Source organism: Aeromonas tecta (genome assembly GCF_000820185.1).
Taxonomy (GTDB): Bacteria; Pseudomonadota; Gammaproteobacteria; order Enterobacterales; family Aeromonadaceae; genus Aeromonas; species Aeromonas tecta.
The window spans coordinates 714-24,744 of record NZ_CDCA01000020.1; the positions used below are offsets into that span (position 1 = coordinate 714).

General features: G+C 57.1%; 25 protein-coding genes and 1 pseudogene. 3 read left to right on the plus strand and 23 right to left on the minus strand.

Translation table 11 applies throughout. The features are described 5' to 3' along the window. From BN1137_RS22815 to murJ, 11 genes and pseudogenes are all read right to left on the minus strand, one after another. Positions 1–1,883 (minus strand): annotated as a pseudogene (locus BN1137_RS22815) (hypothetical protein); the annotation flags it as partial. Positions 1,884–1,894: 11 nt separating this feature from the next. Beyond that, positions 1,895–2,326 (minus strand): type IVa pilus pseudopilin TppD, encoded by a 432-nt coding sequence (gene tppD / locus BN1137_RS04675; RefSeq protein ID WP_050717491.1) that lies wholly within the window; start codon positions 2,324–2,326, stop codon positions 1,895–1,897. Continuing rightward, complete coding sequence (locus BN1137_RS04680) at positions 2,323–3,327, minus strand: PilW family protein (protein WP_083443362.1); 1,005 nt, start codon at positions 3,325–3,327, stop codon at positions 2,323–2,325. The genes tppD and BN1137_RS04680 overlap by 4 nt, the downstream gene beginning before the upstream one ends. Continuing rightward, positions 3,324–3,887 (minus strand): type IV pilus modification protein PilV, encoded by a 564-nt coding sequence (gene pilV / locus BN1137_RS04685; protein ID WP_050717492.1) that lies wholly within the window; start codon positions 3,885–3,887, stop codon positions 3,324–3,326. The genes BN1137_RS04680 and pilV overlap by 4 nt, the downstream gene beginning before the upstream one ends. A 3-nt stretch (positions 3,888–3,890) precedes the next feature. Then, positions 3,891–4,298, minus strand: a complete 408-nt coding sequence (gene tppA, locus BN1137_RS04690; RefSeq protein WP_050717493.1) for a type IVa pilus pseudopilin TppA — start codon at positions 4,296–4,298, stop codon at positions 3,891–3,893. Positions 4,299–4,408: 110 nt separating this feature from the next. Then, positions 4,409–5,344, minus strand: a complete 936-nt coding sequence (ispH, locus tag BN1137_RS04695) for a 4-hydroxy-3-methylbut-2-enyl diphosphate reductase (RefSeq protein ID WP_050717494.1) — start codon at positions 5,342–5,344, stop codon at positions 4,409–4,411. Next, positions 5,344–5,796, minus strand: a complete 453-nt coding sequence (gene fkpB / locus BN1137_RS04700; RefSeq protein ID WP_050717495.1) for an FKBP-type peptidyl-prolyl cis-trans isomerase — start codon at positions 5,794–5,796, stop codon at positions 5,344–5,346. The genes ispH and fkpB overlap by 1 nt, the downstream gene beginning before the upstream one ends. After that, on the minus strand, positions 5,793–6,302 hold the full coding sequence (gene lspA, locus BN1137_RS04705; protein ID WP_050717496.1) for a signal peptidase II: 510 nt from the start codon (positions 6,300–6,302) through the stop codon (positions 5,793–5,795). The genes fkpB and lspA overlap by 4 nt, the downstream gene beginning before the upstream one ends. Then, positions 6,302–9,163, minus strand: coding sequence for an isoleucine--tRNA ligase (gene ileS, locus BN1137_RS04710; RefSeq protein ID WP_050717497.1), 2,862 nt, complete (start codon positions 9,161–9,163; stop codon positions 6,302–6,304). The genes lspA and ileS overlap by 1 nt, the downstream gene beginning before the upstream one ends. Continuing rightward, entirely contained in the window at positions 9,163–10,137 is a 975-nt protein-coding gene (gene ribF / locus BN1137_RS04715) for a bifunctional riboflavin kinase/FAD synthetase (protein ID WP_050717498.1), read from the minus strand. The genes ileS and ribF overlap by 1 nt, the downstream gene beginning before the upstream one ends. A 146-nt stretch (positions 10,138–10,283) precedes the next feature. Beyond that, positions 10,284–11,852 (minus strand): murein biosynthesis integral membrane protein MurJ, encoded by a 1,569-nt coding sequence (murJ, locus tag BN1137_RS04720; RefSeq protein ID WP_050717499.1) that lies wholly within the window; start codon positions 11,850–11,852, stop codon positions 10,284–10,286. 191 nt (positions 11,853–12,043) lie between these two features. Here murJ and rpsT point away from each other — a divergent pair, with 191 nt between their 5' ends. Beyond that, complete coding sequence (rpsT, locus tag BN1137_RS04725) at positions 12,044–12,307, plus strand: 30S ribosomal protein S20 (protein ID WP_005892298.1); 264 nt, start codon at positions 12,044–12,046, stop codon at positions 12,305–12,307. Positions 12,308–12,355: 48 nt separating this feature from the next. Here rpsT and BN1137_RS04730 read toward each other — a convergent pair whose 3' ends face one another. The 8 genes from BN1137_RS04730 to rppH all read right to left on the minus strand — a co-directional run bounded on the left by BN1137_RS04730 (position 12,356) and on the right by rppH (position 20,020). Further along, a complete protein-coding gene (locus tag BN1137_RS04730) occupies positions 12,356–12,658 on the minus strand; it encodes an ArsR/SmtB family transcription factor (RefSeq protein ID WP_050717500.1) in 303 nt (100 codons plus the stop codon). A 49-nt stretch (positions 12,659–12,707) separates the two neighbouring features. Beyond that, a complete protein-coding gene (nhaR, locus tag BN1137_RS04735) occupies positions 12,708–13,640 on the minus strand; it encodes a transcriptional activator NhaR (protein ID WP_050717501.1) in 933 nt (310 codons plus the stop codon). Then, complete coding sequence (locus BN1137_RS04740) at positions 13,627–14,031, minus strand: Rossmann-fold NAD(P)-binding domain-containing protein (RefSeq protein ID WP_050717502.1); 405 nt, start codon at positions 14,029–14,031, stop codon at positions 13,627–13,629. The genes nhaR and BN1137_RS04740 overlap by 14 nt, the downstream gene beginning before the upstream one ends. Next, on the minus strand, positions 14,028–15,218 hold the full coding sequence (gene nhaA, locus BN1137_RS04745; protein ID WP_050717855.1) for a Na+/H+ antiporter NhaA: 1,191 nt from the start codon (positions 15,216–15,218) through the stop codon (positions 14,028–14,030). Before nhaA ends, BN1137_RS04740 begins: the two co-directional genes overlap by 4 nt. 294 nt (positions 15,219–15,512) lie before the next feature. Beyond that, on the minus strand, positions 15,513–16,307 hold the full coding sequence (gene thyA / locus BN1137_RS04750; RefSeq protein WP_050717503.1) for a thymidylate synthase: 795 nt from the start codon (positions 16,305–16,307) through the stop codon (positions 15,513–15,515). After that, positions 16,307–17,131 (minus strand): prolipoprotein diacylglyceryl transferase, encoded by an 825-nt coding sequence (gene lgt / locus BN1137_RS04755; RefSeq protein ID WP_050717504.1) that lies wholly within the window; start codon positions 17,129–17,131, stop codon positions 16,307–16,309. The genes thyA and lgt overlap by 1 nt, the downstream gene beginning before the upstream one ends. A gap of 77 nt (positions 17,132–17,208) precedes the next feature. Continuing rightward, the gene (gene ptsP / locus BN1137_RS04760; protein WP_050717505.1) at positions 17,209–19,479 is read right to left on the minus strand and encodes a phosphoenolpyruvate--protein phosphotransferase; all 2,271 of its coding nucleotides are present in this window, start codon (positions 19,477–19,479) and stop codon (positions 17,209–17,211) included. Between the two features lie 13 nt (positions 19,480–19,492). After that, positions 19,493–20,020 (minus strand): RNA pyrophosphohydrolase, encoded by a 528-nt coding sequence (gene rppH / locus BN1137_RS04765; protein ID WP_025325700.1) that lies wholly within the window; start codon positions 20,018–20,020, stop codon positions 19,493–19,495. 734 nt (positions 20,021–20,754) lie between these two features. Between rppH and mutH the strand changes: the two genes are divergently transcribed. Continuing rightward, a complete protein-coding gene (gene mutH, locus BN1137_RS04770) occupies positions 20,755–21,429 on the plus strand; it encodes a DNA mismatch repair endonuclease MutH (RefSeq protein WP_050717506.1) in 675 nt (224 codons plus the stop codon). An 83-nt stretch (positions 21,430–21,512) separates the two neighbouring features. Continuing rightward, positions 21,513–21,842, plus strand: coding sequence for an isoamylase early set domain-containing protein (locus BN1137_RS04775; protein ID WP_050717507.1), 330 nt, complete (start codon positions 21,513–21,515; stop codon positions 21,840–21,842). Between the two features lie 85 nt (positions 21,843–21,927). On the opposite strand, the gene rplS is transcribed toward BN1137_RS04775, so the two are convergent. Genes rplS through rpsP form a run of 4 tightly spaced genes read right to left on the minus strand, consistent with a single transcriptional unit; the run spans position 21,928 to position 23,887 of the window. Next, positions 21,928–22,275 (minus strand): 50S ribosomal protein L19, encoded by a 348-nt coding sequence (gene rplS / locus BN1137_RS04780; protein ID WP_005313505.1) that lies wholly within the window; start codon positions 22,273–22,275, stop codon positions 21,928–21,930. Positions 22,276–22,311: 36 nt separating this feature from the next. Next, the gene (gene trmD, locus BN1137_RS04785) at positions 22,312–23,058 is read right to left on the minus strand and encodes a tRNA (guanosine(37)-N1)-methyltransferase TrmD (protein WP_050717508.1); all 747 of its coding nucleotides are present in this window, start codon (positions 23,056–23,058) and stop codon (positions 22,312–22,314) included. A gap of 34 nt (positions 23,059–23,092) precedes the next feature. Further along, positions 23,093–23,614 (minus strand): ribosome maturation factor RimM, encoded by a 522-nt coding sequence (gene rimM / locus BN1137_RS04790; protein WP_050717509.1) that lies wholly within the window; start codon positions 23,612–23,614, stop codon positions 23,093–23,095. Between the two features lie 24 nt (positions 23,615–23,638). Further along, entirely contained in the window at positions 23,639–23,887 is a 249-nt protein-coding gene (rpsP, locus tag BN1137_RS04795) for a 30S ribosomal protein S16 (protein ID WP_050717510.1), read from the minus strand. Between the last annotated feature and the right edge of the window lie 144 nt (positions 23,888–24,031).

Here is a 24,031-nt window from a genome sequence, read left to right on the forward strand (position 1 = left end):
ATCAGCTGATCCAGCTCGGTCGTGTCACTGGCTTTCATCCAGGTCATGAGTGCCGCTTCCGTACCTGCCTGAGACACCAGATTGGCTTTCGTCAGCACATCCAACCGATTTTGAGCATTGTTGATGACATACAGACTTCGATTGCTCTTTGCCGCCAGCATATCCTGTGCACCACCTTCCGCCACCTTGTTGCCATCTCTGGTCGATGACCAGTATGTTTGGGCGCTATCGAGTATGGTCCCATCAAATTTGATGGCAGGTAGGTTGCGACTATCGGCAACATAACCCTTGGGGGAGAACATTAGTTTCTTCAGGTTGCCTCGCCACCTCGGGCCATCATCCGGTTCAAACATGGCATAGTAAATATTGTTGAGGCTCCGGGTACGGTCGAAGTTATTGCTGGCAATCGCCGGAGAAACCAAAGAGGTATTTATCCTAAGAATAGCGAGCAAGGAGGATTTTAATGCGTCAGTTAGCGCAGATGAGTCAGTGGCCGGATAATATACGCCACCACCACGACGAGCCGTCTCGGCCAATAAATTCCCGGCACCGCTGACTGCTTCATCACCAAAACCTACGGTAAAGGTGGTCACTGTCTGGGTGCCAGGAGAGACGGAATTGACATCCTTGTGCTTCATATAACCGGCAAGTGCCGCAAGATAGCTGGTTGACCTATTGCTGCCTGACCCATAGGCAACGGTCGAACCATAAGCAGCCTTTTCATCGGTCGAAAGTGTATTGATCAACCCTTGCACAAACGTGTTTGATGAGGTGTCCTGAGTCGGCTCACCATCTGTGATATAGATGACATAACCATTGTTGGAGCAGTTATCATACGGGGCCTGATAGGTGCCAGTCGGACTCTCGGCCGTGGTATCTCTTGGGGAACCTTGCAGGCCATAGACCACGGCCTTACCCCCGAAGAACTGGTACGCCTCCCTCAGTGTCTCGCAAAGCGGGGTATTGGTACTGGCTGTCAGCGCCTCGACTCGATCCAGCAGATCCTGCTCCCCGGTCTTGCCGTTGCTCAGCGTTACCTCACTGCCAAGAATATCCCTGACAATGCGCCCTCCATTGTTATCTGTGTCATCATTCCGATTGAAAATTGCCAAACCAAAGTCGACACCAGGGGTGGATGAAATCAGACCTTTCACCGCATCTTTGGCAATGCGTAGCCTCGACTGCACAGAATAACCTGTTGGGCCATAGTACCAACGAAGATAATTAGCAGAATATAGAGTTATCGCTGTATTACTTGCATTGACAGAATCTTTCGTAGCCGCAGTATAAAACCATGACCCTTGGTTATTACTGGTTTTATCGACCGGATACCCGGTGCCCACTGTCCATGTTCCAGTATATGGATTTGCCGAGTTGGCAGCCGTTACGTCCTGTTTACAATCAATTAAATTGATATTACTTTCTTGATACCCACTGATGGAATACCAGGCGCCACGACCTCGCCCTGGAGGGGTACCATTATTAATCTCATAACTCCAAACTTGGGATTGAAAATAGCCAATATTTGATAGCGGTGTTTTTGAAGTAGCACAAGCATTCAACTTATCGGAGAAGCGTTTGATGCTATCGATGGCTGGGACGCTACCGTCGGTGGAAAAATAGATGTATTTCTTACTATTTCCAGAATCAGGGTCCTTACTTAATGCAGGGTAGACGGTTGTCGAATTATAAGCTTCTTTAATATTAGGCATTGTATCTGCCATACTGCCTGAATTATCAAAGATCAGCAGTACCTTGGGCCTAAAATCCCCAGCTTTGTTGAAGTCATAGATAAAAAGCTCGGTATCATCGGCTTTTACCATAGTCACAGCCAGCACCATACCGAACCAGCTGAGTGTCATTCCAAATTGACGTAACCACATATCCTTCGCTCCTATTTGGTGAGCAGTGGTTGTTCTACACCCGCAGTCCAATTCAAGGGCCGGGAATATTTTCCATAATTCACATTCGCCTGCAACTCGACATATTTACAAACCGGAATAACATTGTTGCTGCTGGCATCGACCTTTCGCTTGCAGATAGTTTCGGTACGGTTCGTGAGCGCTACAGCGGCAGAGGCATTGCTGCTATTGACGCTAATTGCCGCGCTGGCCCCCATATTGGCGATCAGTGTCGAGAAGTTATTACTCTGTATGGCTGCTTCTATGATCCCTTCGAGCCGATGTTCTGCCTGCCGAAAACTTGCCGCTGAACCCGCCATTTTGAGATCCTGCCCAGACGACTGCATCACCACCACGGCGATAAGCGTCAGTGGTACCAGAATGATCAGGGCCACTATCAAGGCTACACCACGCTGAGTTCTCATGAGCCCCCCCCGGTAATTACAGCCGGATTACGCAGCGATACGCTGGTTTCCAATAACAATCGACGAAAACCGTCACCATTGCCCGAAACGGATATATCACCAACCTGATAGATATTGTTGTTGGCATAACGGCTGGATACTTGCAATGAACGTACGAGCACGAAGACTCTGGCAGCGACGACACGCCCCTCACTCCACTCTTGCTCGGTGACATTATTGGTCGCAACATAACGATCGATGGCGCCATCAGGCACCGAGCTATCGTCAACACCAAACAATATGTTTAACCGTTCAATACCTTCCGCCATCGCGCCACCAATCAAGACGGAGCCCGCGTTGGCCGTCAGGTATCGCTTTCTCAGCTCGGGGCTATTAGTAGTCGCATTGGGGGAAAGATAATAAATGACATGTTGATATTCCCATAGCTGGCGTGCCGGCATGGTCGCTATCGTCGGAATCGTCTCTCCCCCCTTGAACATCTGGGCTGCCTGGGTTGTCGTGGCAAGGTAGAAGCGGTTTCCAGAAGCGTTTGCATCGGCGAGAGGACGACCCATCAGCCGCTTGATGCTGATGACGTCGGTGTTGGCAATGCGCGAAGCGACGGGAATACACGCCAAAGCACTTGCGGCAATCAGCTTGCTGTTATCAATCCGTGTTACCCAAAGCGATCTGTTTGTCCCCACATTGGGCGGCAAGCTGCCCCTCCCCAGATTGTCCAAGCAATCATCTGATGCAGCGACCGTTGACCCACTACTCAATGTAACCCCCTGCCCCGTTGCCATGGGAGAGCCGGTGTAATCTCCCCAGAAACCCGCCCATTTCAGATCCTGAGTCAGCATCCGCATCGCAATCCGGCCGTTCTCCTGCAACTCGCTTTGATCGAAGGTATCCTCTGTGGTGGCACGGGACGCCACGAAGATACTCAGCCCACCACTGACCAGGAACAAGCCAATCACCATGGCTATCAACCACTCGATAAGGGTGAAACCGCGGGTATTCATAAGGTGGTCGTCAGTACGAACTGACGCCTCTGTCGATCGGCCGCAGCACTCAATCCGCAACTATTACGAACCGTAGATACTGCATTGGTGCCATCGGATACGGAGTCGCGGCCACGCCAGAAAATGCCTACCGTCAGGCTGTTGTTTGCACCACGGATCACACAGCCGGTGGGGGCTTGCAAGGAAGAGACCGCACCGGAAACGGCGGTTCCCAGCAGGGATCGCTGCCAATAGTAGAGATCCATAGCTTGCCTATCGCTGCGACTACAACCCGACATGGTGCCATCGTTGCTGGCACAACTTGGCCGGGCCAGTATAGAGGAACCGGATATCACAGTGGTCCCCTGTGCTGACCAGCTGTCTTTGTTGATCCGGGCACGCTCAACCAGATCGTTGGCTAGCCAATTGGCAATAGTGCGCTGGCGCGCTTCATAACTGGAAAACTTGGCCGTCGCCTGCATGGCCACAAGACCCAGCAGGCCAAAGGAGAGCACCACTGCGGCTATCATCACCTCCAGCAGGCTGAATCCGGTTTGATTAAAGCAGCGATGGGGTTTCATTGGTCAGTCCCAACAAGTGTTGTTGGTGGTATTGCCAAGCCGGGTGGCACTGCGGGTCCCGTTCTGGTCGATAGAGAAGATGACACAGTCACTATCTGAACCTTGTGCTCCTGATGCCGTTGCAAACAGGGTAAATGTATTGCCGGCGGCGGAGATAACCAGATGATAAAGACCGGTATCCGAGTTATCGGATATATTCAGCGCCGAAGAAGTAGGGGCGTACTGGTTGAAGTCCATAAAATAGGTTTCTTGTCTGTTGGCGGCATCCAGCAGCATTTTTTTGGCTTCAACACGGTGGCTGACCAGCAGGTAACGCTGATAGGAGGGGTAGGCAATGGTGCCAAGAATCGCCACAATTGCGACGACTATCATCAATTCGATGAGGGAAAAGCCTCGATAGAACCCAATCATGTCCCATCCTTGGTGACTGGTAGTCCTGACAGTCTAATGCCGGATTGGTCGCAACCACAAATCCGGCATTAGAAACTTCACTCTTTATTCTTAGGCCATCCTGGCCATATTCAAATAATTCTAAGCTCGGGCGGTACCTCGAACACCACGTTCTCCTCACGGCCCGGGTGTTCGGTCACTATCTTGCCCCCCAACTCACGCAAGCGGGCAATGACGTTCTGCACCAGCACTTCCGGGGCGGAGGCGCCAGCCGTCACACCGATGCGCTCAACTCCATCCAGCCAGCTTGGTTCGATCATGGAAGCATCGTCGATAAGATATGCGCGAGCACCCACCTTCTCGGCCAGCTCTCGCAGGCGGTTGGAGTTGGAAGAGTTGCGCGAACCGACCACCAACATGGCATCCACCAACCCCGCCATCTCCCGCACCGCATCCTGGCGGTTCTGGGTGGCGTAGCAGATGTCATCCTTGCGCGGCCCCTGGATCTTGGGGAAGTGTTTGCGCAGGGCGTCGATGACGTCCGAGGTCTCATCCACGCTGAGAGTAGTCTGGGTTACGAAGCAGAGATCATCCGGATTCTTCACCTGCAGCTTGACCACATCTTGCGGCGTTTCTACCAGATACATGCCACCTTCGCGATTCTCGTACTGCCCCATGGTGCCGATCACCTCGGGGTGACCGGCGTGGCCGATGAGCACCGCCTCCGATCCCTTGCGGCTGGCACGATGTACTTCCATATGGACCTTGGTGACCAGCGGGCAAGTGGCGTCGAATACCTTGAGGGCACGGGATTTCGCCATCTCACGCACCACCTTGGCGACACCGTGGGCGGAGAAGATGACGATGCTGTCGTCCGGTACCTCATCCAGCTCCTCGACGAACACGGCACCCGCCTCTTTCAGCTTGTTCACCACGTAGCGGTTGTGTACCACCTCATGGCGCACATAGATGGGCGCGCCAAACTTCTCCAGCGCGCTCTCGACGATGCTGATGGCACGGTCGACACCGGCACAAAAGCCGCGGGGATTTGCCAGCAGAATATCCATCAGAGCACCTTATCCTCGTCATCGACTCCCAGGATCTCCACCTCGAAAGTGACGGTGTGACCGGCAAGGGGATGGTTGAAATCGACCGTGACCGACATGCCCTCCACCGCCCGTATGATGCCGGGCAGCTCGCTACCGTTGGGCTGATCGAACACCATGATGGTCCCGACCTTGGGGTCCATATCGGCGCCGAACTTGGCACGATCCAGATGATAAATGTTATCGGGATTGGAGAGACCGAAGGCCTGCTCCGGCGTCAGCGTGAAGCTCTTGGCCTCACCCTGCTGCAGCCCCAGCAGGCACTGCTCGAAGGTGTCGGTCAGGCTGCCATCCCCCATCCGCAGGCGCGCCGGTTTGCCGTGCAGCGCAGTGCTGTCGGCGACCGAGCCATCTTCCAGCTTGATGGCAAAATGAAACAGCACGCTGCTGTCAGCGCTGATGGGCTGGCTCATGCTGTCTCTTCCTTCTTCTTCTCACTGCGAAAACCTTCCAGCACTATCATGGCGGCGCCGATGAAGATGAAGCTGTCGGCCAGGTTGAACGCCGGCCAGTGGGAGCGCTGCCAGTAGAAGTCGAGGAAATCGACCACATGGCCCAGCACCAACCGATCGAACACGTTGCCGAGCGCCCCACCAATGATCAAGGAGTAGGCGATGCCGCTCCAGCGCTGGGTGACCGACTGCTTGCGCAGCCAGTGAGCCAGCAGGCCACAGATGGCAAACGCCAGCACCGCGAAGAACCAGCGCTGCCAGCCACCTTGGTCGGCCAGAAAGCTGAACGCCGCGCCTTTGTTGTAGACGTGCACCAGATTGAAGAAGGGGGTGATCTCCACCCCCGGGTAGCCAAACGGCAGCAGCTTGACCACGGCGAGCTTGCTCGCCTGGTCCAGTACGAAGGCCAGCACCGCCAGCCACAGCCAACGCAGGCCGGTTTTTTGAATGTCTCGAGTCATGTTCATCAGGCAAATTGACGCGTTTCGCCGTCACCCTCAACGTTGGTGACGCAGCGGCCACAGATCTCTTCGTGACCCTCGATGGTGCCCACGTCTTCCACATGGTGCCAGCAGCGGTCGCACTTGGCGGCGGCAGACTGAGCCACGTTCAGCCAGAGATCGTCACGCTCGGTGGCGACAGCGCCTTCCGGTGCACTGTCAGCGACCACAACCTTGGCCTTGGAGGTGAGCAGCACGAAGCGCAGCTCATCGCTCAGGGCATTCAGGCGCGCAGCCAGGCTCGGCTTTGCAAACAGGGTCAGCTCGGCCTGCAGGGAGCCGCCAATGCGCTTCTCGCCACGGGCCGCTTCCAGCGCCTTGTTCACCTCAGCACGCACGGTCAGGATCTCGGCCCAGAAGGCATCGCCCATCTGCTCGTCGGCATCCAGCCCGAACAGGCCGTCATACCACTCCTCGGTGAACACGAACTCACCACGCTCACCCGGCAGCAGGGCCCAGATCTCGTCGGCGGTGAAGCTCATGACTGGCGCCATCCAGCGCACCATGGCCTCGGCGATGTGATACAGGGCGGTCTGGCAGGAGCGACGAGCCAGGCTGTCTGCCTTGGCGGTGTACTGGCGGTCCTTGATCACATCCAGGTAGAAGGAACCCATCTCGATGGAGCAGAACTGCATCAGCTTCTGGGTCACGCCGTGGAAGTTGTACTCATCGAACGCGGTCACGATCTCGGCCTGTACGGCCTTGGCACGACCCACGGCCCAACGATCCACCACCACCATGTCGGCAGGTGCCACCATGTCGGTCGCCGGATTGAAGCCGTTCAGGTTTGCCAGCAGGAAACGGGCGGTGTTACGGATACGACGATAGGCATCGGCGCTGCGCTTGAGGATCTCGTCGGAGACGGTCATCTCACCGGTGTAGTCGGTGCTGGCGACCCACAGACGCAGGATGTCGGCACCCAGCTTGTTCATCACGTCCTGGGGACTGACCACGTTGCCGATGGATTTGGACATCTTGCGGCCCTGACCATCCACGGTGAAGCCGTGAGTCAGCACCTGGTTGTAGGGAGCCTTGTTCTTCATGGCCACGCCGATCATCAGGGAGGACATGAACCAGCCGCGGTGCTGATCAGAGCCTTCCAGATACATGTCGGCCGACTTGCCATTGAATTCGGGACGGGCATCCACCACTGAGGAGTGGGTCGAACCTGAGTCGAACCAGACGTCCAGGGTATCCGGCACCTTGTCGTACAGGTCGGCGTCCGCACCGAGCAGATCGGCCTTGTCCAGATCCCACCAGGCCTGGATGCCTTTCTGTTCTACCAGCTTGGCGACTTCTTCCATCAGACGCACGGATTCCGGGTGCAGCTGCTGAGTCTCTTTGTGCACGAACAGGGAGATGGGCACGCCCCAGGTACGTTGACGGGAGATGCACCAGTCTGGGCGGTTCTCAACCATGGCCTGGATGCGGTTCTTGCCCCATGCCGGTACCCAGCCACTCTGGCCGTGTTCGGCAATGCCTTGTGTTTCGATGCGATCGATCTCTTCCAGGGCACGCTTGCGCAGACCATTCTGCTCCATGCTGATGAACCACTGTGGGGTGGCACGGAAGATGATCGGGGTCTTGTGACGCCAGCAGTGCGGGTAGGAGTGGTTGAACACCTTGTGGTGCAACAGGGCGCCGCGCTCGGTCAACACCTCGACTACGGAGGCGTTGGCCTTGAACACGTGCTGACCGGCGAACAGTTCGGTATCCGGCAGATAGACACCGTTGCTACCGACCGGATTGGCCACTTCCAGACCGTATTTCTGACCGACCACGAAGTCTTCCTGACCGTGACCAGGGGCGGTGTGGACGATACCGGTACCGGCGTCTAGGGTGACGTGATCACCCAGCACCACGGGCACATCATAGTGGTAGAAGGGGTGATTGAAGCGCAGCAGATCCAGGGTATGTCCCTTGGCATAACCCAGGTTGTGGTACTTCTCGATACCGGCTCTGTCCATCACGTCTTTGACCAGCTCGGCGGCCAGGATCAGGCGCTCGGGGTTATCCCCTTCCACCTGCACCAGGGCGTAATCCAGATCGGCGTGCATGGCGATGGCACGGTTGGCTGGCAGAGTCCAGGGAGTGGTAGTCCAGATCACGGCAGAGAGCGGGCCACGACCGAAGTGACCTTCCGGGCAGTCAAACTTGGCAGCCACTGCCGCCTCGTCGACGACCTTGAAGCGCACGTCGATGGAGGGGGAGTTCTTGTCGTAGTACTCCACCTCGGCCTCGGCCAGGGCGGAGCCACAGTCGGTACACCAGTGCACCGGCTTGGAGCCTTTGTGCAGGTGGCCGTTATCGACGATCTTGGCCATGGAGCGAATGATGTTCGCTTCGGTGCCAAAGTCCATGGTCAGATAAGGCTTGTCCCAGTCACCCAGCACCCCCAGACGGATGAAGTCGGTCTTCTGCGCTTCGATCTGGGTCTTGGCATATTTACGGCACTCGGCGCGAAATTCGGCGGCGGAAACCTTCTCGCCCGGCTTGCCGACCATGCCTTCCACCTTCAGTTCGATAGGCAGACCGTGGCAATCCCAGCCCGGTACATAGGGAGAATCGAAACCGGAGAGGCCCTTGGACTTGATGATGATGTCTTTGAGGATCTTGTTGACCGAGTGACCGATGTGAATGCTGCCGTTCGCATAGGGGGGGCCGTCGTGCAGAATGAAAGAAGGCTTGCCCGCTTTGGCGCGGCGAATGGCGCCGTAAAGATCCTGATCGTACCAACGTTTCAGCATGTTGGGTTCGCGTTTGGCCAGATCGCCACGCATCGGAAACTCGGTTTCCGGCAGATTCAGGGTGTGTTTATAGTCGCTCATCAGTCCTGGGTTCCCTTCTTTTCTAAAAGAGTGCTGGGTAAATTGAATGGTGGCAGCCCGAACCAGGCTCGGGCCGCCAGGGCATCTCGTTCGATCTGCTCTTTCAAGGCGGTGAAAGAGGCAAACTTCTGCTCTTCGCGCAGCTTGTGGCGAAGCAGCACCTTGACCTGCTGACCATATAGATCACCAGAAAAATCAAATAGATGTACTTCCAATCTGGCTTGTGTACCGCTCACCGTGGGGCGTACCCCCACATTGGCAACGCCGGGGAAGGTCTTGCCGGAACATAACACTTCCACCGCGAACACGCCACCGACCGGGATCACCTGCCGTTTGAGGGCGAGATTGGCAGTGGGAAAACCTATGGTACGCCCCAGCTTCTCGCCGTGAGCCACCCGGCCGCTGATGGCGTAAGGACGGCCTAGCATCAGCTCCACCTCCGCCATCCGGCCGGCCGCCAGTGCCTCACGCACCAGCGTGCTGCTGACCCGCTGGCGGGAAAGCTGGAAGCTCTGGGTGCTGATCACCTCGAAGCCGAAGCGCCGCCCGGCCTCTTCCAGTAGCTGGAAGTCCCCTTCCCGCCCCTTGCCGAAGCGAAAGTCGTCCCCCACCACCAGGTAATGTACGCCGAGCTTCTCCACCAGCAGTTGCTCGATGAAGGTGCTGGCCGCCTGCTCGGCGAAGCGGTGGGTGAAACGCACGCAGAGCATGCGATCGATCTGCATGGCCTTGAGGGCTTCGTACTTCTCCCGCCAACGGCTGAGGCGAGCGGGCGCAGCTGAGCCAGCAAACAGCTCAAGCGGCTGTGGCTCGAACAGCATGATGCAGGCTGGCAGGCCCAGCTGGGTAGCTTTTTCCTGCAACCGGGCCAGCACCGCATGGTGTCCCTGATGAACCCCATCGAAGTTGCCTATGGTCAATACACAGCCCCGGTGACGGGGCTTGATATTGTGAATGCCGCGAATAAGCTCCATCAGTGCCTTGTGCGTTGCTGCCAGGAAATCGGCGGATTATATATCAGGCAGCAGGCAGGGTCAGCCCTCCTGGCCTGATTTCAGGTATCTTGCTCAAATACCGAGAGCCGAACGCTGCCAAATACAATCTGCCACAGCGCAACAGGTTACTCCTGCTGCTGACTCGATTTCAGATCTCTTGGCCGAATACCGAGTGCCAGCAGGGTGACGCCATACACGGCGCCACCGAGACAGAGCAGCATGGTCAGCTCCAGACTGGCCTTGCCCATGCTCCAGGCTCCCCACTGGGCGAGATCCGGTGACAGGTAGCCAAGCAGCCCCCCCATCAGCAGGGTCGCGACCAGCAGCTTGAGGCAGAACATCCCGGTATGACGAGATGGCCGGTAAACATTCTGCTGATAGAGCCCCTTGAACAGCAGGGCCGCGTTTAGGGTACCGGAGCAGGCGGTCGACAACGCCAGCCCCACGTAGCCCAGCGGGAAGATGAAGATGAGGTTGCACACCATGTTGGCAATCATGGACATCACCCCGATCCGCACCGGGGTCTTGGTATCCTGCCGGGCGTAGTAGCCGGGTGCCAGCACCTTGATCAGCATCAGGGAGAGCAAGCCAGTGGTGGACGCCAGCAGGCTGGCGCTGGACATGCTCACCTCATGCAGACCGAACTCGCCACGCATGAACAATACCCGCAGGATAGGCTCACGCAGCACGGCAATGCCCACCATGGCGGGCATGCCCAGCAACATCACCATGCGCACCCCCCAATCCATGGTGCGGGAAAAATCGACCGGCTCCGCATCCACATGCTTCTTGGCAAGGGCCGGCAGGATCACGGTGCTGATGGCGACCGCAAACAGGCCGAGCGGAAATTCCAAAAGCCTGTCCGAGTAATAGAGGTAGCTGATGGCGCCGGTCGCCAGGAAGGAGGCGAGCATGGTGTTGATCAACAAGTTGATCTGGCTGACCGAGACGCCAAACAGCGCCGGGATCATCAGGGTACGGATCTTGACCACCCCAGGGTGATGCCAACCCCACTTGGGCCACACCAGCATGTTGATTTGGCGCAGGAAGGGATACTGGAACAGGAACTGCACTAGGCCGCCGAGGAAGACACCAATCGCCAGCGCAATCTCGGGCCGCTCCATCAGCGGGGCTATCCACCAGGCCGCCCCAATCATGGTGAGGTTGAGAAACACCGGCGTGAAGGAAGAGACGGCGAAGCGGCCGAAGGTGTTGAGAATGGCCCCCGCCATGGCGGTAAAGGTGATGAACCAGAGATAGGGGAAGGTGATTTTGAGCATCAGGCTGGCCAGCTCGAACTTCTCGGCCGCCGGGCCGCCGTGCAACCAGTCCCAGAACCAGCCCCAGCCAAACAGGGCGGTCAGTACGCCCGAGCCCAGCACCCCGAGCAGGGTCACTATGGTGACGATGCCGCCGAGGGTACCGGCTACGGCGGCCAGCAACTCACGGACCTCCTGCTCGTCACCTTTTTTCTTGTACTCCGTCATCACCGGCACGAAGGCCTGGTTGAAGGCACCTTCGGCGAACAGGCGACGCAGGAAGTTGGGAATGCGGTTGGCGAAGAAGAAGACGTCTGCAGCCACCCCGGCGCCGAGCAGATTGGCGATGACCACATCGCGAACCAGGCCCATCACACGGGACGCCAGCGTCATTGCGGACACTATCATGCCGGATTTGATCAATTTCTTACTCAAGACGAAGCCTCTGGAACTGTCAGAATGGAAAGAATGCTGGTAGAATCGGCCGACAGTTTAACCGCCTCCCATCAGACACACCACCGGGGGGCGGTGTTTATTTGCACAAATCATTTGACAATCTGTGGTTGAGAAGGCATATTTCCGGGCCTTTTCAATACACTCGCTAAGACAGTTTTAGGAGTTTTACCTTGGCTAATATCAAATCTGCTAAGAAGCGCGCGATTCAGTCAGAGAAACGTCGTCAACACAACGCCAGCCGTCGTTCAATGACCCGTACCTATCTGAAGAAAGTAATTGCTGCCATCGCTTCTGGCGACAAAGCTGCTGCCGTTGCTGCTTTCGCTACCGCTCAGCCGATCATGGATCGCATGGCTACCAAAGGCCTGATCCACAAGAACAAAGCTGCTCGTCACAAGAGCCGCCTGTCTGCCCAGATCAAAGCTATGGCTTAATCAGCTTCGGCTGATCAAAGTTAAAAAAACCGGCCTCGTGCCGGTTTTTTATTTATCTGTACTGCAGTAAAGCTTGTGCAGCAAGCCTATCATCTCGCGCACCTCATGGCTGCGCAGCGAGTAATGGACCGTCTGGGCTTCCTTTCGCGTCGCTACCAGCTCATCTCGTCGAAGCACCGCCAGGTGTTGTGACAGGGCCGACTGGCTCAGACCGAGCCGCTCGTTGAGCTCCCCCACCGACAGCTCCCGCTCCAGCAACTGACACAGAATGAACAGACGCCGCTCATTGGCCAACGCCTTGAGCAGGGTCACCGCACGCCCGGCATTCGCCGCCATCTCTTCCAGCTGCATCTCAGACCCTCTCTCGCTAAAGCGGCATCATATCCCCAGTCCCTGCGATTTAAAACGACAGGGTCGCCGGCTGGATAGAGGCAAAATTCTCCTGACCGGCGAACAGGAAGGAGAAGTCACTCTCGCAGACCCGTTTCACAGCAGGATGTTGGATCATTCGTTCGGCGAAGATGACGTAATACTCCTCCATCAGATCCTGGGTCTCTCCCAGCAGCATCACCTCCTCCCCCTCCAGGATCTCTTCCCGGTAGATGGTCGGCGCCATGAAGATGCCCTGATTGAAGAAGCCAAACGCCTTCATCAATGCGGCGTCATCGAACTCCCCCAGGATGCTGGGAGAGATGCCCTGCTGCTCGAACCACTGCGTCAACTGGCGTCCCATGGCGGTACGACGGCCCGGAATGAGCAACTTGCGCTCCTCCAGACAGGCCGGAAAGGCCTTCTCCGGCAGCGGTGCCTTGCAGAAAAAGCTGACGCCACAGCCGCCGAGCCGCTTGGAGAGCAGGCCCGCATGCTGGCTGGAGTCTACCGGACAATCGGAGAGGATCATGTCGAGCTTGTGCTCGCTCAGCTGCTCAAGCAGCAATTCGTGGGTCGATTCGAAGCAGCGCAGGTGAATGGAGCCATCGTTGGGGATGACCGACAACAGCACCCGGCTGGCGAGGCGTTTGGAGAGCGCATCGGCGATGCCGACGTCGAACAGGATCTGGCTATCCTTGCGATAGTTGACGATATCCAGCATCTCGTAGGAGAGGCTGAACATCTTGTCGGCATAGCGAAACACCAGTTGGCCGAGTTCGGTCGCCTCGAGGGAACGTCCCTTGCGGATCAGCAACTTGCCACCGAGGCGCTGCTCCAGCAGCTTGATCTGGCCGGTGACCGTTTGGGGGGTAAGAAAAAGGGCCTCCGCCGCCTGGGTGACGGAGCCCTTCTTCTGGGTCATCCAAAAGTAATAAAGATGATTGTAATTAAGGTGTGACATCCGACGAGGTCCCCGCGGCTGGCGGGCTCCGGTAGCAGCTGAGTTCAACCGCCAGAATGTCATACATGTCGCTGATCGAGTCAACCTTGTTTGCGGCGAACTGCTTTTGCAACACCCGTTTCAGGCTGGCCGGATCGGGCATCCGCTCCCCGCAATAGCGCTTGTTGGACTTCTTGACCCGCTCCCCGGCCCGGCTGCTCAGGGCCCGTTCGGTGAAGGTCTCGCCGAACTGGGCCTTGGTCTGTTTGTCCCCCAGCATGAGGGCACTGTCAACCACCCCGTTCAGATAGGCGGAGCAGCCGGCCGAGGCCGCATCCTGCTGGCACTCTGCCAGACTATTTGCCCACAGCGCCGGGCTCGCCAGCACTAGCAACCATCCCCGTTTTTTCATAACCCCTCCGTGCTTTGATCCGCCTCCCGGTTGGGCAGCGACAACCGCAAGGCGAGATAGCCGACCACGGCCGCCAGCGAGGATCCCACCAGGATCCCGAGACGGGAGTAACTACCGTAGTCCAATCCGCCATGCTCGAACGCCAGCGATGCGATAAACATCGACATAGTGAAGCCAATGCCACACAAAATGCTGACGGCAAAGATTTGCTTGAAATTAACCCCGCCCGGTAGCTGGGCGATCCCCAGCTTCACCGCCAGCCAGCTGATGGTGAACACCCCAAGCGGCTTGCCGATGAACAGCCCCAGCATGATGCCAAGGGGCACCGGGCTCAGCAGGGACGAGAGCCCTATGCCATCGAGAGAGACCCCGGCGTTGGCAAAGGCAAACAGCGGCAGGATCAAGTAGGCGCACCAGGGATGCAGCACATGTTCCAGATGCTTGAGCGGTGAGGCATAGCGCTTGCCGTTGAGCGGGATCATGAAGCCCACCACCACCCCGGCCAGGGTCGCATGAACGCCAGATTTCAGCACCGCCACCCAGAGCACCAGCCCGACCAGCATATAGAGGCCGATCCTGTCTTCGCCACGGCGGTTCATCCACAGCAGGGTCAGGGTCGCCAGGATACCGACCGCCAGCGCCGTCAGCGACAGCTGCTGGGTGTAGAACAGGGCGATGATGATAATGACCCCGAGATCGTCCATGATGGCCAGCGCCAGCAGAAACACCTTGAGGCTGACCGGCACCCGCTTGCCCAGCAGCGCCATCACCCCGAGGGCGAAGGCGATGTCGGTCGCGGCCGGAATGGCCCAGCCAGCGCGGGCGATTTCATCGTCGTAGTTGAAGAAGGCGTAGATCAGCGCCGGGGCCAGCATGCCGCCCACCGCGGCGATGGCCGGGAAGGTCGCCTGCACCCGGGTCGAGAGCGCCCCCTCCAGCATCTCGCGTTTGACCTCAAGCCCGACCAGCAGGAAGAAGATCGCCATCAGGCCATCGTTGATCCAGAGCAGCAGCGGCTTGTTGATGTCGAGGGCAGAGATGCGCACTTGTACCGGGGTATCCAGGAATGCCTGATACCCGCCAGCCAGTGTGGTGTTGGCCATGATCATTGCCAGAATGGCGGCCATGATCAGAATTATTCCGGAGGCGGCCTCCAGCTTCAGAAACTTTTTAATGACGTCGCTCATGGTCAAGTTACCCATAAAATTGCTTTGATTTGAGTCTATCGCTCACTACAACCAATGAAAAATCGTTTCTTACTGCCATTAACAACGGAAAAACCGAAGGCAAAATCAACACGCTCTGCTATAAGCAGGCTGCTAGCGTCCCAAAACGGGCGATTTTCCCATTCATAAAAACGAATAAAATCGTCGCTTGATGCATAAAAAAGGCGCCCGCAGGCGCCTTGTCATCCGATGATATCGGGTCATGCTTCAATGCCGACATGAGCGTCGTCGTGCCGCATCTCGCTCAATGTTGTCTCAGATCGCGACCGGCGCCTTGATAGCCGGGTGCGGATCGTAGCCCTGGATCTCGAAGTCCTCGAAGCGGTAGTCGAAGATGGACTCCGGCTTGCGCTTGATCACCAACTGCGGCAAGGGCCGTGGCTCGCGGCTGAGTTGCAGCGCCGTCTGCTCCATGTGGTTGGAATAGAGGTGCACATCGCCACCGGTCCAGACGAAATCCCCCACCGCCAGATTGCACTGCTGGGCCATCATATGGGTCAGCAGGGCATAGCTCGCGATGTTGAACGGCAGGCCGAGGAAGACGTCACAGCTGCGCTGGTAGAGCTGGCAGGAGAGCTTGCCGTCCGCCACGTAGAACTGGAAGAAGGCGTGGCAGGGTGCCAGCGCCATCTTGTCCAGCTCGCCCACGTTCCAGGCAGAGACGATGATGCGACGCGAGTCCGGATTGTGCTTGATATCGTCCACTGCCCGCTGGATCTGGTCGATGACGGTGCCATCGGCCGCCGGCCAGGAGCGCCACTGGGCGCCGTAGACCGGGCCCAGATCGCCGTGCTCATCGGCCCACTCATCCCAGATGCTGACGCCGTGCTCCTTCAGATAGGCGGTGTTGGTGTCGCCATTGAGGAACCAGAGCAGCTCGTGAATGATGGAGCGCAGGTGACACTTCTTGGTGGTGACCAGCGGAAAACCCTCGGCCAGATTGAAGCGCATCTGGTGACCGAACAGCGAGACAGTCCCGGTGCCGGTACGATCGGATTTGACCGTCCCCTCATCCAGGATCTTCTGCATAAGGTCGAGGTAGGCCTTCATTACTTGGCCTCCTTCACGGCATTACCAAACAGCTGCGGCCGCTTGTAGGCAACCCAGATCATGATGGCGCCGATGATGATCATCGGGGTGGAGAGGATCTGGCCCATGCTGATCTCCTGGAAGTAGAGACCGAGCTGGCTGTCCGGCTGGCGCACGAACTCCACCAGGAAGCGGAACAGGCCGTAGAACAGCAGGAACATGCCGGAGATGGCGCCCCGTGGCGGGTTCTTGCGCCAGAACAGGTTGAGGATGATGAACAGCACTACCCCTTCCAGGGCGAACTGATAGAGCTGGGAGGGATGGCGCGGCTCCGGGCCCGCTTCCGGGAAGATGATGGCCCAGGGCACGTCGGTGACCCGGCCCCACAGCTCGCCGTTCATGAAGTTACCGATACGGCCGACCCCCAGCCCGAACGGGATGAGCGGTGCCACGAAGTCAGCCACGGTGAAGAAGTGACGCTTGGTCTTGTGGGCAAACCAGCACATGGCTGTGATGACCCCGATCAGGCCACCGTGGAACGACATGCCGCCGGTCCAGATCTTGAACAGATAGAGAGGGTCTGCCAGGAAGAGATCGAAGTTGTAGAACAGCACGTAGCCAATCCGGCCACCCAGGATCACCCCGAGGAAGCCGTAAAACAGCAGATCCGATACCTCTTCACGGGTCCAGCCACTGTTTGGCGCATCGGCGCGACGGCCCGCAAGCCACATGGCAAAAGCGAAACCAAACAGGTACATGAGACCATACCAGCGTACCGATAGTGGTCCCAAACTGAATGCTACGGGATCAATCTGCGAGAAAACCCAATATCCATCGTGCTGCATCGTGCGGCCTCTGTCATAAGAAAAGCCGCATTTTCCGATCATTCGTCAGCAGGGACAAGGCATGATTATCAATCAGCCTATTTCGTCTTGTGGCCGGCCCGCAGCAAACCACCCAGGCCATGCTCTTCCAGATAACGGGCAAACAGGCCGCGCAGCACATGGGGATTGTCGTGTTTGAGGCCATCAGCCATCAATGCGGTCAGCTCGCCGAGGTTGGATTGGCGCAGCACGTACTTGATGCGGGAGATGTTGTGGGTATTCATGCTGAAACGGCGATAACCCATGGCCAGCAGCAGCAGTACCCCCACCGGATCCCCGGCCAGCTCGCCACAGACCGAGACCGGCTTCTGGTAGTGATGAGAGGCATCGACCAGCAGTTGCAGGGCGCGGATCACCGCCGGATGGAAGGCGTCATAGATGCTGGCGACCCGGGCGTTGTTGCGATCCACCGCCAGCAGATACTGGGTCAGATCGTTGCTGCCCACCGACCAGAAGTCGATGAGTGGCGCCATCTCCGGCAGGATATAGAGGGCGGAAGGGACTTCGATCATCACCCCGAGGCTGGGGTAGCGGATCAGCGCATCGCGACTGGCCGCCTCCTCCGACACTTCTCGCCAGGCCTGATCCAGCAGCCGGCGCGAAGCTTTAATCTCACCAACGCTGCTGATCATCGGCAGCATGATCGCCAGGTTGTCCAGGCCTTCGCTGGCACGCAGCATGGCCTTGAGTTGCACCAAAAACAGCTCGGGGTGATCCAGCGTAAGCCGGATCCCCCGCCAACCAAGGAAAGGATTTTCCTCTACGATGGGGAAGTAAGGCAGTTGTTTATCTCCCCCCACGTCCAGGGTACGCATGCACACCGGCCTGTCCCGGTAGGTTTCCAGGATGCCGCGATAGCGGGCGGTCTGCTCCCATTCCGACGGGAAGCTCTCTTGCAGCATGAAGGGGATCTCGGTGCGATAGAGCCCCACCCCATCCGCCAGATGATTGAGAGAAATCTCGGTATCGGCGCTGAGGCCCGCGTTGAGCAACAAGGAAACCTTGGTACCGTCGGCCGTCTCGGACGGCTGATGATCCACGGTGCGCACCAGGGTATCGAGCGCCCGCTCCTCATTGAGCAGTTGCCGGTACTCGGTCAGGATCACCTGATTGGGTTCGATGAAGAGATCGCCGCTGTAGCCATCGACCACCAGGGTGCGACCGCCTATGTCGCCAAGGGGCAGATCCACCCCCATGATGGCCGCGACCCCCATGGCACGAGCCAGGATGGCGGCGTGGGAGTTGGTACCTCCCTTGAGCGACACCACGCCGCTCAAGAACTCGCGCGGGATCTCGGCAAGGATGGTGGCAGTCACCTCGTCGGCCACCAGGACCACCGGCTCGCCGATGGTGAGCTGCTCAGGCTCATCCTGCACCAGCCGACTGATGAGGCGCTGGGCAATGTCTTTTACATCGGTGGAACGCTCGCGCAGGTAGGGATCCTTCATCCCCTTGAACTGCTCTATCAGCCGATCGCTGATCAGCTTGACCGCAGAAATTGCGGTCCAGTGTTCCTTGCTGACCTTGTTGCGGATCGGCTTGATGTAACCGGGATCATCGAGCAGATGCAGGTAGATGTCGAAGATGGCGACCGAATCCTGGCTGTAGCTCTCGCGAAAGCGCAGCGCCAGGCTCTCCAGATCGTGGCGCACCTCCTCCACCGCAAGTTCGAGGCGCGCCAACTGCTTGGCATGCTCTTCGTCTTTACGGGGGGTGATGGTATTGAGTGCCTTGCGCGGGCGCCACACCCAGGCCTTGGCGATGGCGATACCGCTGGCACCGGCGATGCCGCGCAGCGGCTTGCTCCAGTCGGTCTTTTGCAACCAGCCCTTGGCTTGGGCCTGGGCGATGCGCCCCGCCAGCTGGGCCGCCAGCGTGACCATGAAGGACTCTTCCCCCTCATCGAACAGCCGGCTCTCTCGCTGCTGTACGACCAGCACGCCCACCACCTGACGCTGGTGCATGATGGGGGCGCCCAGAAAGGAGCGAAACGCCTCTTCGGCGACATCTGGTAAGAACTTGAAACTGGGGTGGGAGGGGGCATCGGCCAGGTTGATCAGCTCTTCCCGCTGACCGACCAGACCGACTATGCCCTGCTCGAACGGCAGTGTGGCCTTGCCCACCGCCGATTCGGCCAGACCATCGGTCGCCGCCAAGCGATAGCGGCGCATCTCGGGCTCGGCGACATAAACGGAGCAGCAGTTCACCGTCATGGCGAGCCGGGTCTGGCTCACCAATGCCTGCAAGGCCTGCTCGAGGGTATTGGCCTCGGCCATGCTTTCGACGATTCGTCTGAGTTCCGTCAGCAACTAGCTGTGCTCCTTAACGAGAGCGGTTGCGCCGCCCATCCTTTCGATTAACCTGCACCACCGGTACCGGCATGGCCAGCGGGGCAAACTCCTTCATCACCCGACGGTAGACTTCCCGTTTGAAGGAGACGACCTGACGAACCGGGTACCAGAAGCTGACCCAACGCCAATCATCAAACTCCGGGTGACCATGACAACCGAACTGGATCCTGGACTCTTTGCCCGGATCGAGCTGTAACAAAAACCATTTTTGCTTTTGGCCAATACAGACCGGTGAACTGTCCCAGCGAACGAGTCGTTTGGGTAAGCGGTACTTCAGCCAGTTGCGGCTGGTCGCCAAGATGGTCACATCCTCGGGCTTGAGGCCTATCTCCTCGTACAGCTCACGATACATGGCCTGTTCCGGCGACTCACCATCATCAACCCCCCCCTGCGGAAACTGCCAGGAGTGCTGCCCATAGCGCTTAGCCCACAATACTTGTCCGTCACGGTTACAGATCACGATGCCGACATTGGGACGAAATCCGTCACCATCAATCACGTGATCACCTTATAAAGGCTGAATCTATAAAGAGATTGTTCCACATTCACCCCGTGGCAGCAAACAAGGACTGCAATCTCCCATTCATGAATAACTTGGCATTTCAAGCCAAGTTATAAACAAATCCCAGATCCACGCCTTGCAAGTTGCCCACCCAGACTGTGCATAAGCCTGTGATCAAGCTGGTATATACAGTAGTTTCATACCAGAACATCAAATCAGCCAATATCATACCTGATTCATGAAAAAACAAAATATTCATTTAAATACATATAGTTAATATTTTAATGCTGGATCAAGATCCATGTCTTTTGGCCCAAAGGATCCTGGCTGTCAATTGTGAACAAGTTCCACTGCTCAAAGATCCACCAAGGCTAGTTTATCCACAAGGATGGCGCATTATCTGCACCGATATGGCCGGAAAAATCGGGGCATTCTCACATTTATTTCTATTCCCAGGCCTGTCATGACCACTTTATGCCAGTTATCCAAGATTTCTGTGGATAACTATGTGCAACAGCTAGGCCAAACCCTTGGACAACTCGTTTCAACCTGGATCCTTCTCTTCCAAGAACTGGAAAAAATAGTCAAATTCCTTTAAAATCATTGCTATAGCTTATAATGATTCATCCTTGCCCCACTGTGCACAACCGGGCGAGGATCGGTTATAAAAACAGCGATCCTCAATAAGGATCACACTGACCAGACTCATCCCCCGTTAACAGGAGCCCTCCATGCCCGCCAATCCCCAGTCAGAGCAGGAATTGCTGACTCGCGCCTATGCCATGGCGGGCCTCACCCTGGCCCAGCTCGCCGCCACCGCCGGGATCCCGGTACCGCGGGATCTGCGGCGGGACAAGGGCTGGACCGGTCAGTTGATCGAATGGCAGCTCGGCGCCAGTGCGGGCAGCAGGCCGGAGCAGGACTTTCCGGATCTCGGCATCGAGCTCAAGACGATCCCGGTCGATCCTCAAGGCAAACCGCTGGAAACAACCTTCGTCTGTGTCGCTCCTCTCATCGGGGTCAGTGGTCTGCGCTGGGAGGAATCCAATGTGCGCAACAAGCTGTCGCGGGTGCTCTGGATCCCGGTGGAGGGCCATCGTGAGATCCCCATTGGCGAGCGCCGGGTCGGCATGCCCCTGCTGTGGAGCCCGAGTGAAGAAGAGGATCGCCTGCTGCGCCAGGATTGGGAGGAGCTGATGGACATGATAGTGCTGGGGGAAGTTGAGCAGATCAGCGCCCGCCACGGCCAGGTCATGCAACTCAGGCCCAAAGCCGCCAACAGCAAGGCGCTGACCCGTGCCATCGGCCGCAATGGTCAGCCGATCCAGACCCTGCCACGGGGCTTCTACCTCAAGATCCCGTTCACCCACCAACTGCTGCAACGCCACTTCGCCCTGCCCGTTTGATCTTTGCTATCAACATCTTTGTCATAAAGTGATATAAAAATAACCAGACACACTTTCTTCGCAGTCAGTGACAAGGAGGCTTCATGCCGATAAACAAGCAGTTTCTCAAGTCGCGTCCCGAGGTCAAGGTGACCTTCGCAGTGGAAAAGGAGGCCGCGGGCGAGGCCGAACAGGTCTTGCTGCTGGGGGAGTTCAGCCAGTGGCAACCCATTGAACTCAAACGAATGAAGAGTGGAGAGTTCAGGGCAACGCTCAATCTGCCCACCGATGGCCCCAGCCATTTCGAGTACTGTTATCAGCTGGTACAGCCGGGAGGAGAGACCCATTACGACAATGACTGGGCGGCCGATGACTATGTGCCCGGCCCGTTCGGACGAGACAACTCCGTGGTGCGAGTCAGTCAGCCCGCCTGAGCTGCGGATGACGGAAACAAAAAAGGCTCGCCATTGGCGAGCCTTTTCACTACCTGTCGATTTCTCGACACTAATTCGAATCGAATTAGTTGAGCTTCTCTTTGATACGAGCAGCTTTGCCGGACAGGTTGCGCAGGTAGTACAGTTTGGCGCGGCGAACATCACCACGACGCTTCAGTTCTACACTGTGGATCAGCGGAGAGTGAGTCTGGAATACACGCTCAACACCTTCGCCGTTGGAGATCTTGCGAACGGTGAAAGCAGAGTGCAGACCGCGGTTACGCTTGGCAATGACGATGCCTTCGAAAGCCTGCAGACGCTCTTTACCACCTTCTTTAACACGAACTTGAACACGTACGGTGTCGCCCTGGGCAAATGCCGGGATGTCGGTACGCAGTTGCTCTTGTTCAAGCTGCTGAATAATCTTGCTCATTGTCTTTCCTTACCTAGGATAAACTGAAAACTCTACTTAGACGCTGTCACGCACTTCGCGGACATACTCGGCAAGAAGTGATTCTTGCTCGTCAGTCAGAGCTAGGTTGTTAATAAGTTCCGGCCTTCTCTGCCAGGTTCGTCCGAGCGATTGCTTGAGCCGCCAGCGTCGAATCACTTCGTGATTGCCGCTTGTCAGCGCCTCCGGCACCGCCAATCCATCCAACAACTCCGGCCGAGTGTAGTGGGGATGATCCAGCAGGCCATCCGTAAAGGAGTCCTGCTCGGCACTGGCCTGATCACCCAAGACCCCTGGGACCAGACGCGAAACCGCATCGATCAGGGTCATGGCAGGCAACTCACCACCACTTAACACGTAATCACCAATAGACCACTCTTCGTCGACTTCGGTTTGGATCACGCGTTCGTCGACACCTTCGTATCGACCGGCGACCAGAATCAGTTTCTGATTTGTCGCCAACTCGGTTACGCCCGCTTGAGTCAGCTTGCGCCCCTGAGGAGAGAGATAGATGACTTTCGCCCCGTCTCCCGCCGCTTGCTTGGCCGCATGAATTGCATCACGCAGCGGCTGCACCATCATCAACATTCCAGGACCACCACCATAAGGACGATCATCGACCGTACGGTGCTTGTCGTGGGTAAAGTCCCGAGGGTTCCAGCACTCAATCTGCAGCAGGCCACTCTTGACGGCCCGACCCGTTACCCCGTGCTCGGTAATGGCTCGGAACATTTCCGGGAAGAGGCTAATGACCCCAATCCACATAAGAAACCTCCGGCACCCGTGTTAGCGCGGGAAACTAGAAACCAGGATCCCAATCAACTTCGATTGTTCGAGCAGTCAGATCAATATTCTTGATCACCTGCTCTTCCAGGAACGGAATCAACCGCTCCTTCGCACCAAAGGCATCTTTTACATTGGCCTCAACCACCAACACATCGTTGGAGCCGGTTTCCATCAATTCGGTTACCTTGCCCAGGTCGTATCCCTTGGTGGTCTTGACGGAGCAACCAATCAGGTCACGCCAGTAGAACTCACCTTCAGGCAACGCAGGCAACAGATTAGCTGGTACGCCAATCTCGACATTGGTCAATGCCAGGGCATCCTCGCGCACATCGATACCATCGAGTTTGCAGATCAGACCCTTGTTGTGACGCTTCCAGGCCGAAACCTGAATCTCACGCCACTCCCCGTTCTGATGAATCATCCAGGGGGTGTAATCGAAAATCGCTTCGGCAACATCGGTGAAGGAGTTCACTTTAAGCCAGCCCTTGATCCCGTAAACGGTGCCCAGGGTGCCCAGAACTATAGGTTTTTCCACCTTAACTCCCTACCGTTTGACTGATTAAGCAGCTTTAGCAGCGTCTTTGATCAGCTTGGCAACGCGGTCAGAAACAGCGGCACCAGTAGCAACCCAATGCTCGATACGAGCCAGGTCCAGCTTCAGCTTTTCAGCGTTGCCGGTAGCAACCGGGTTGAAGAAACCAACGCGCTCGATGAAACGACCATCACGGGCGCAACGGCTGTCGGAAACTACTACCTGGTAAAACGGACGCTTTTTCGCGCCACCACGTTGTAAACGAATGGTTACCATATCGTCCTCATAAACATCTAATGAACAAGGCCTGCAAATACGCAGACCCTAGCTTAAAATAAGCCGCGTAATTCTACTTGGATTCGTAATAATTGCAACCAAGCCAGTTATTTTTTGCGCAGGGAGTGGCATGAAAAAGGCCCA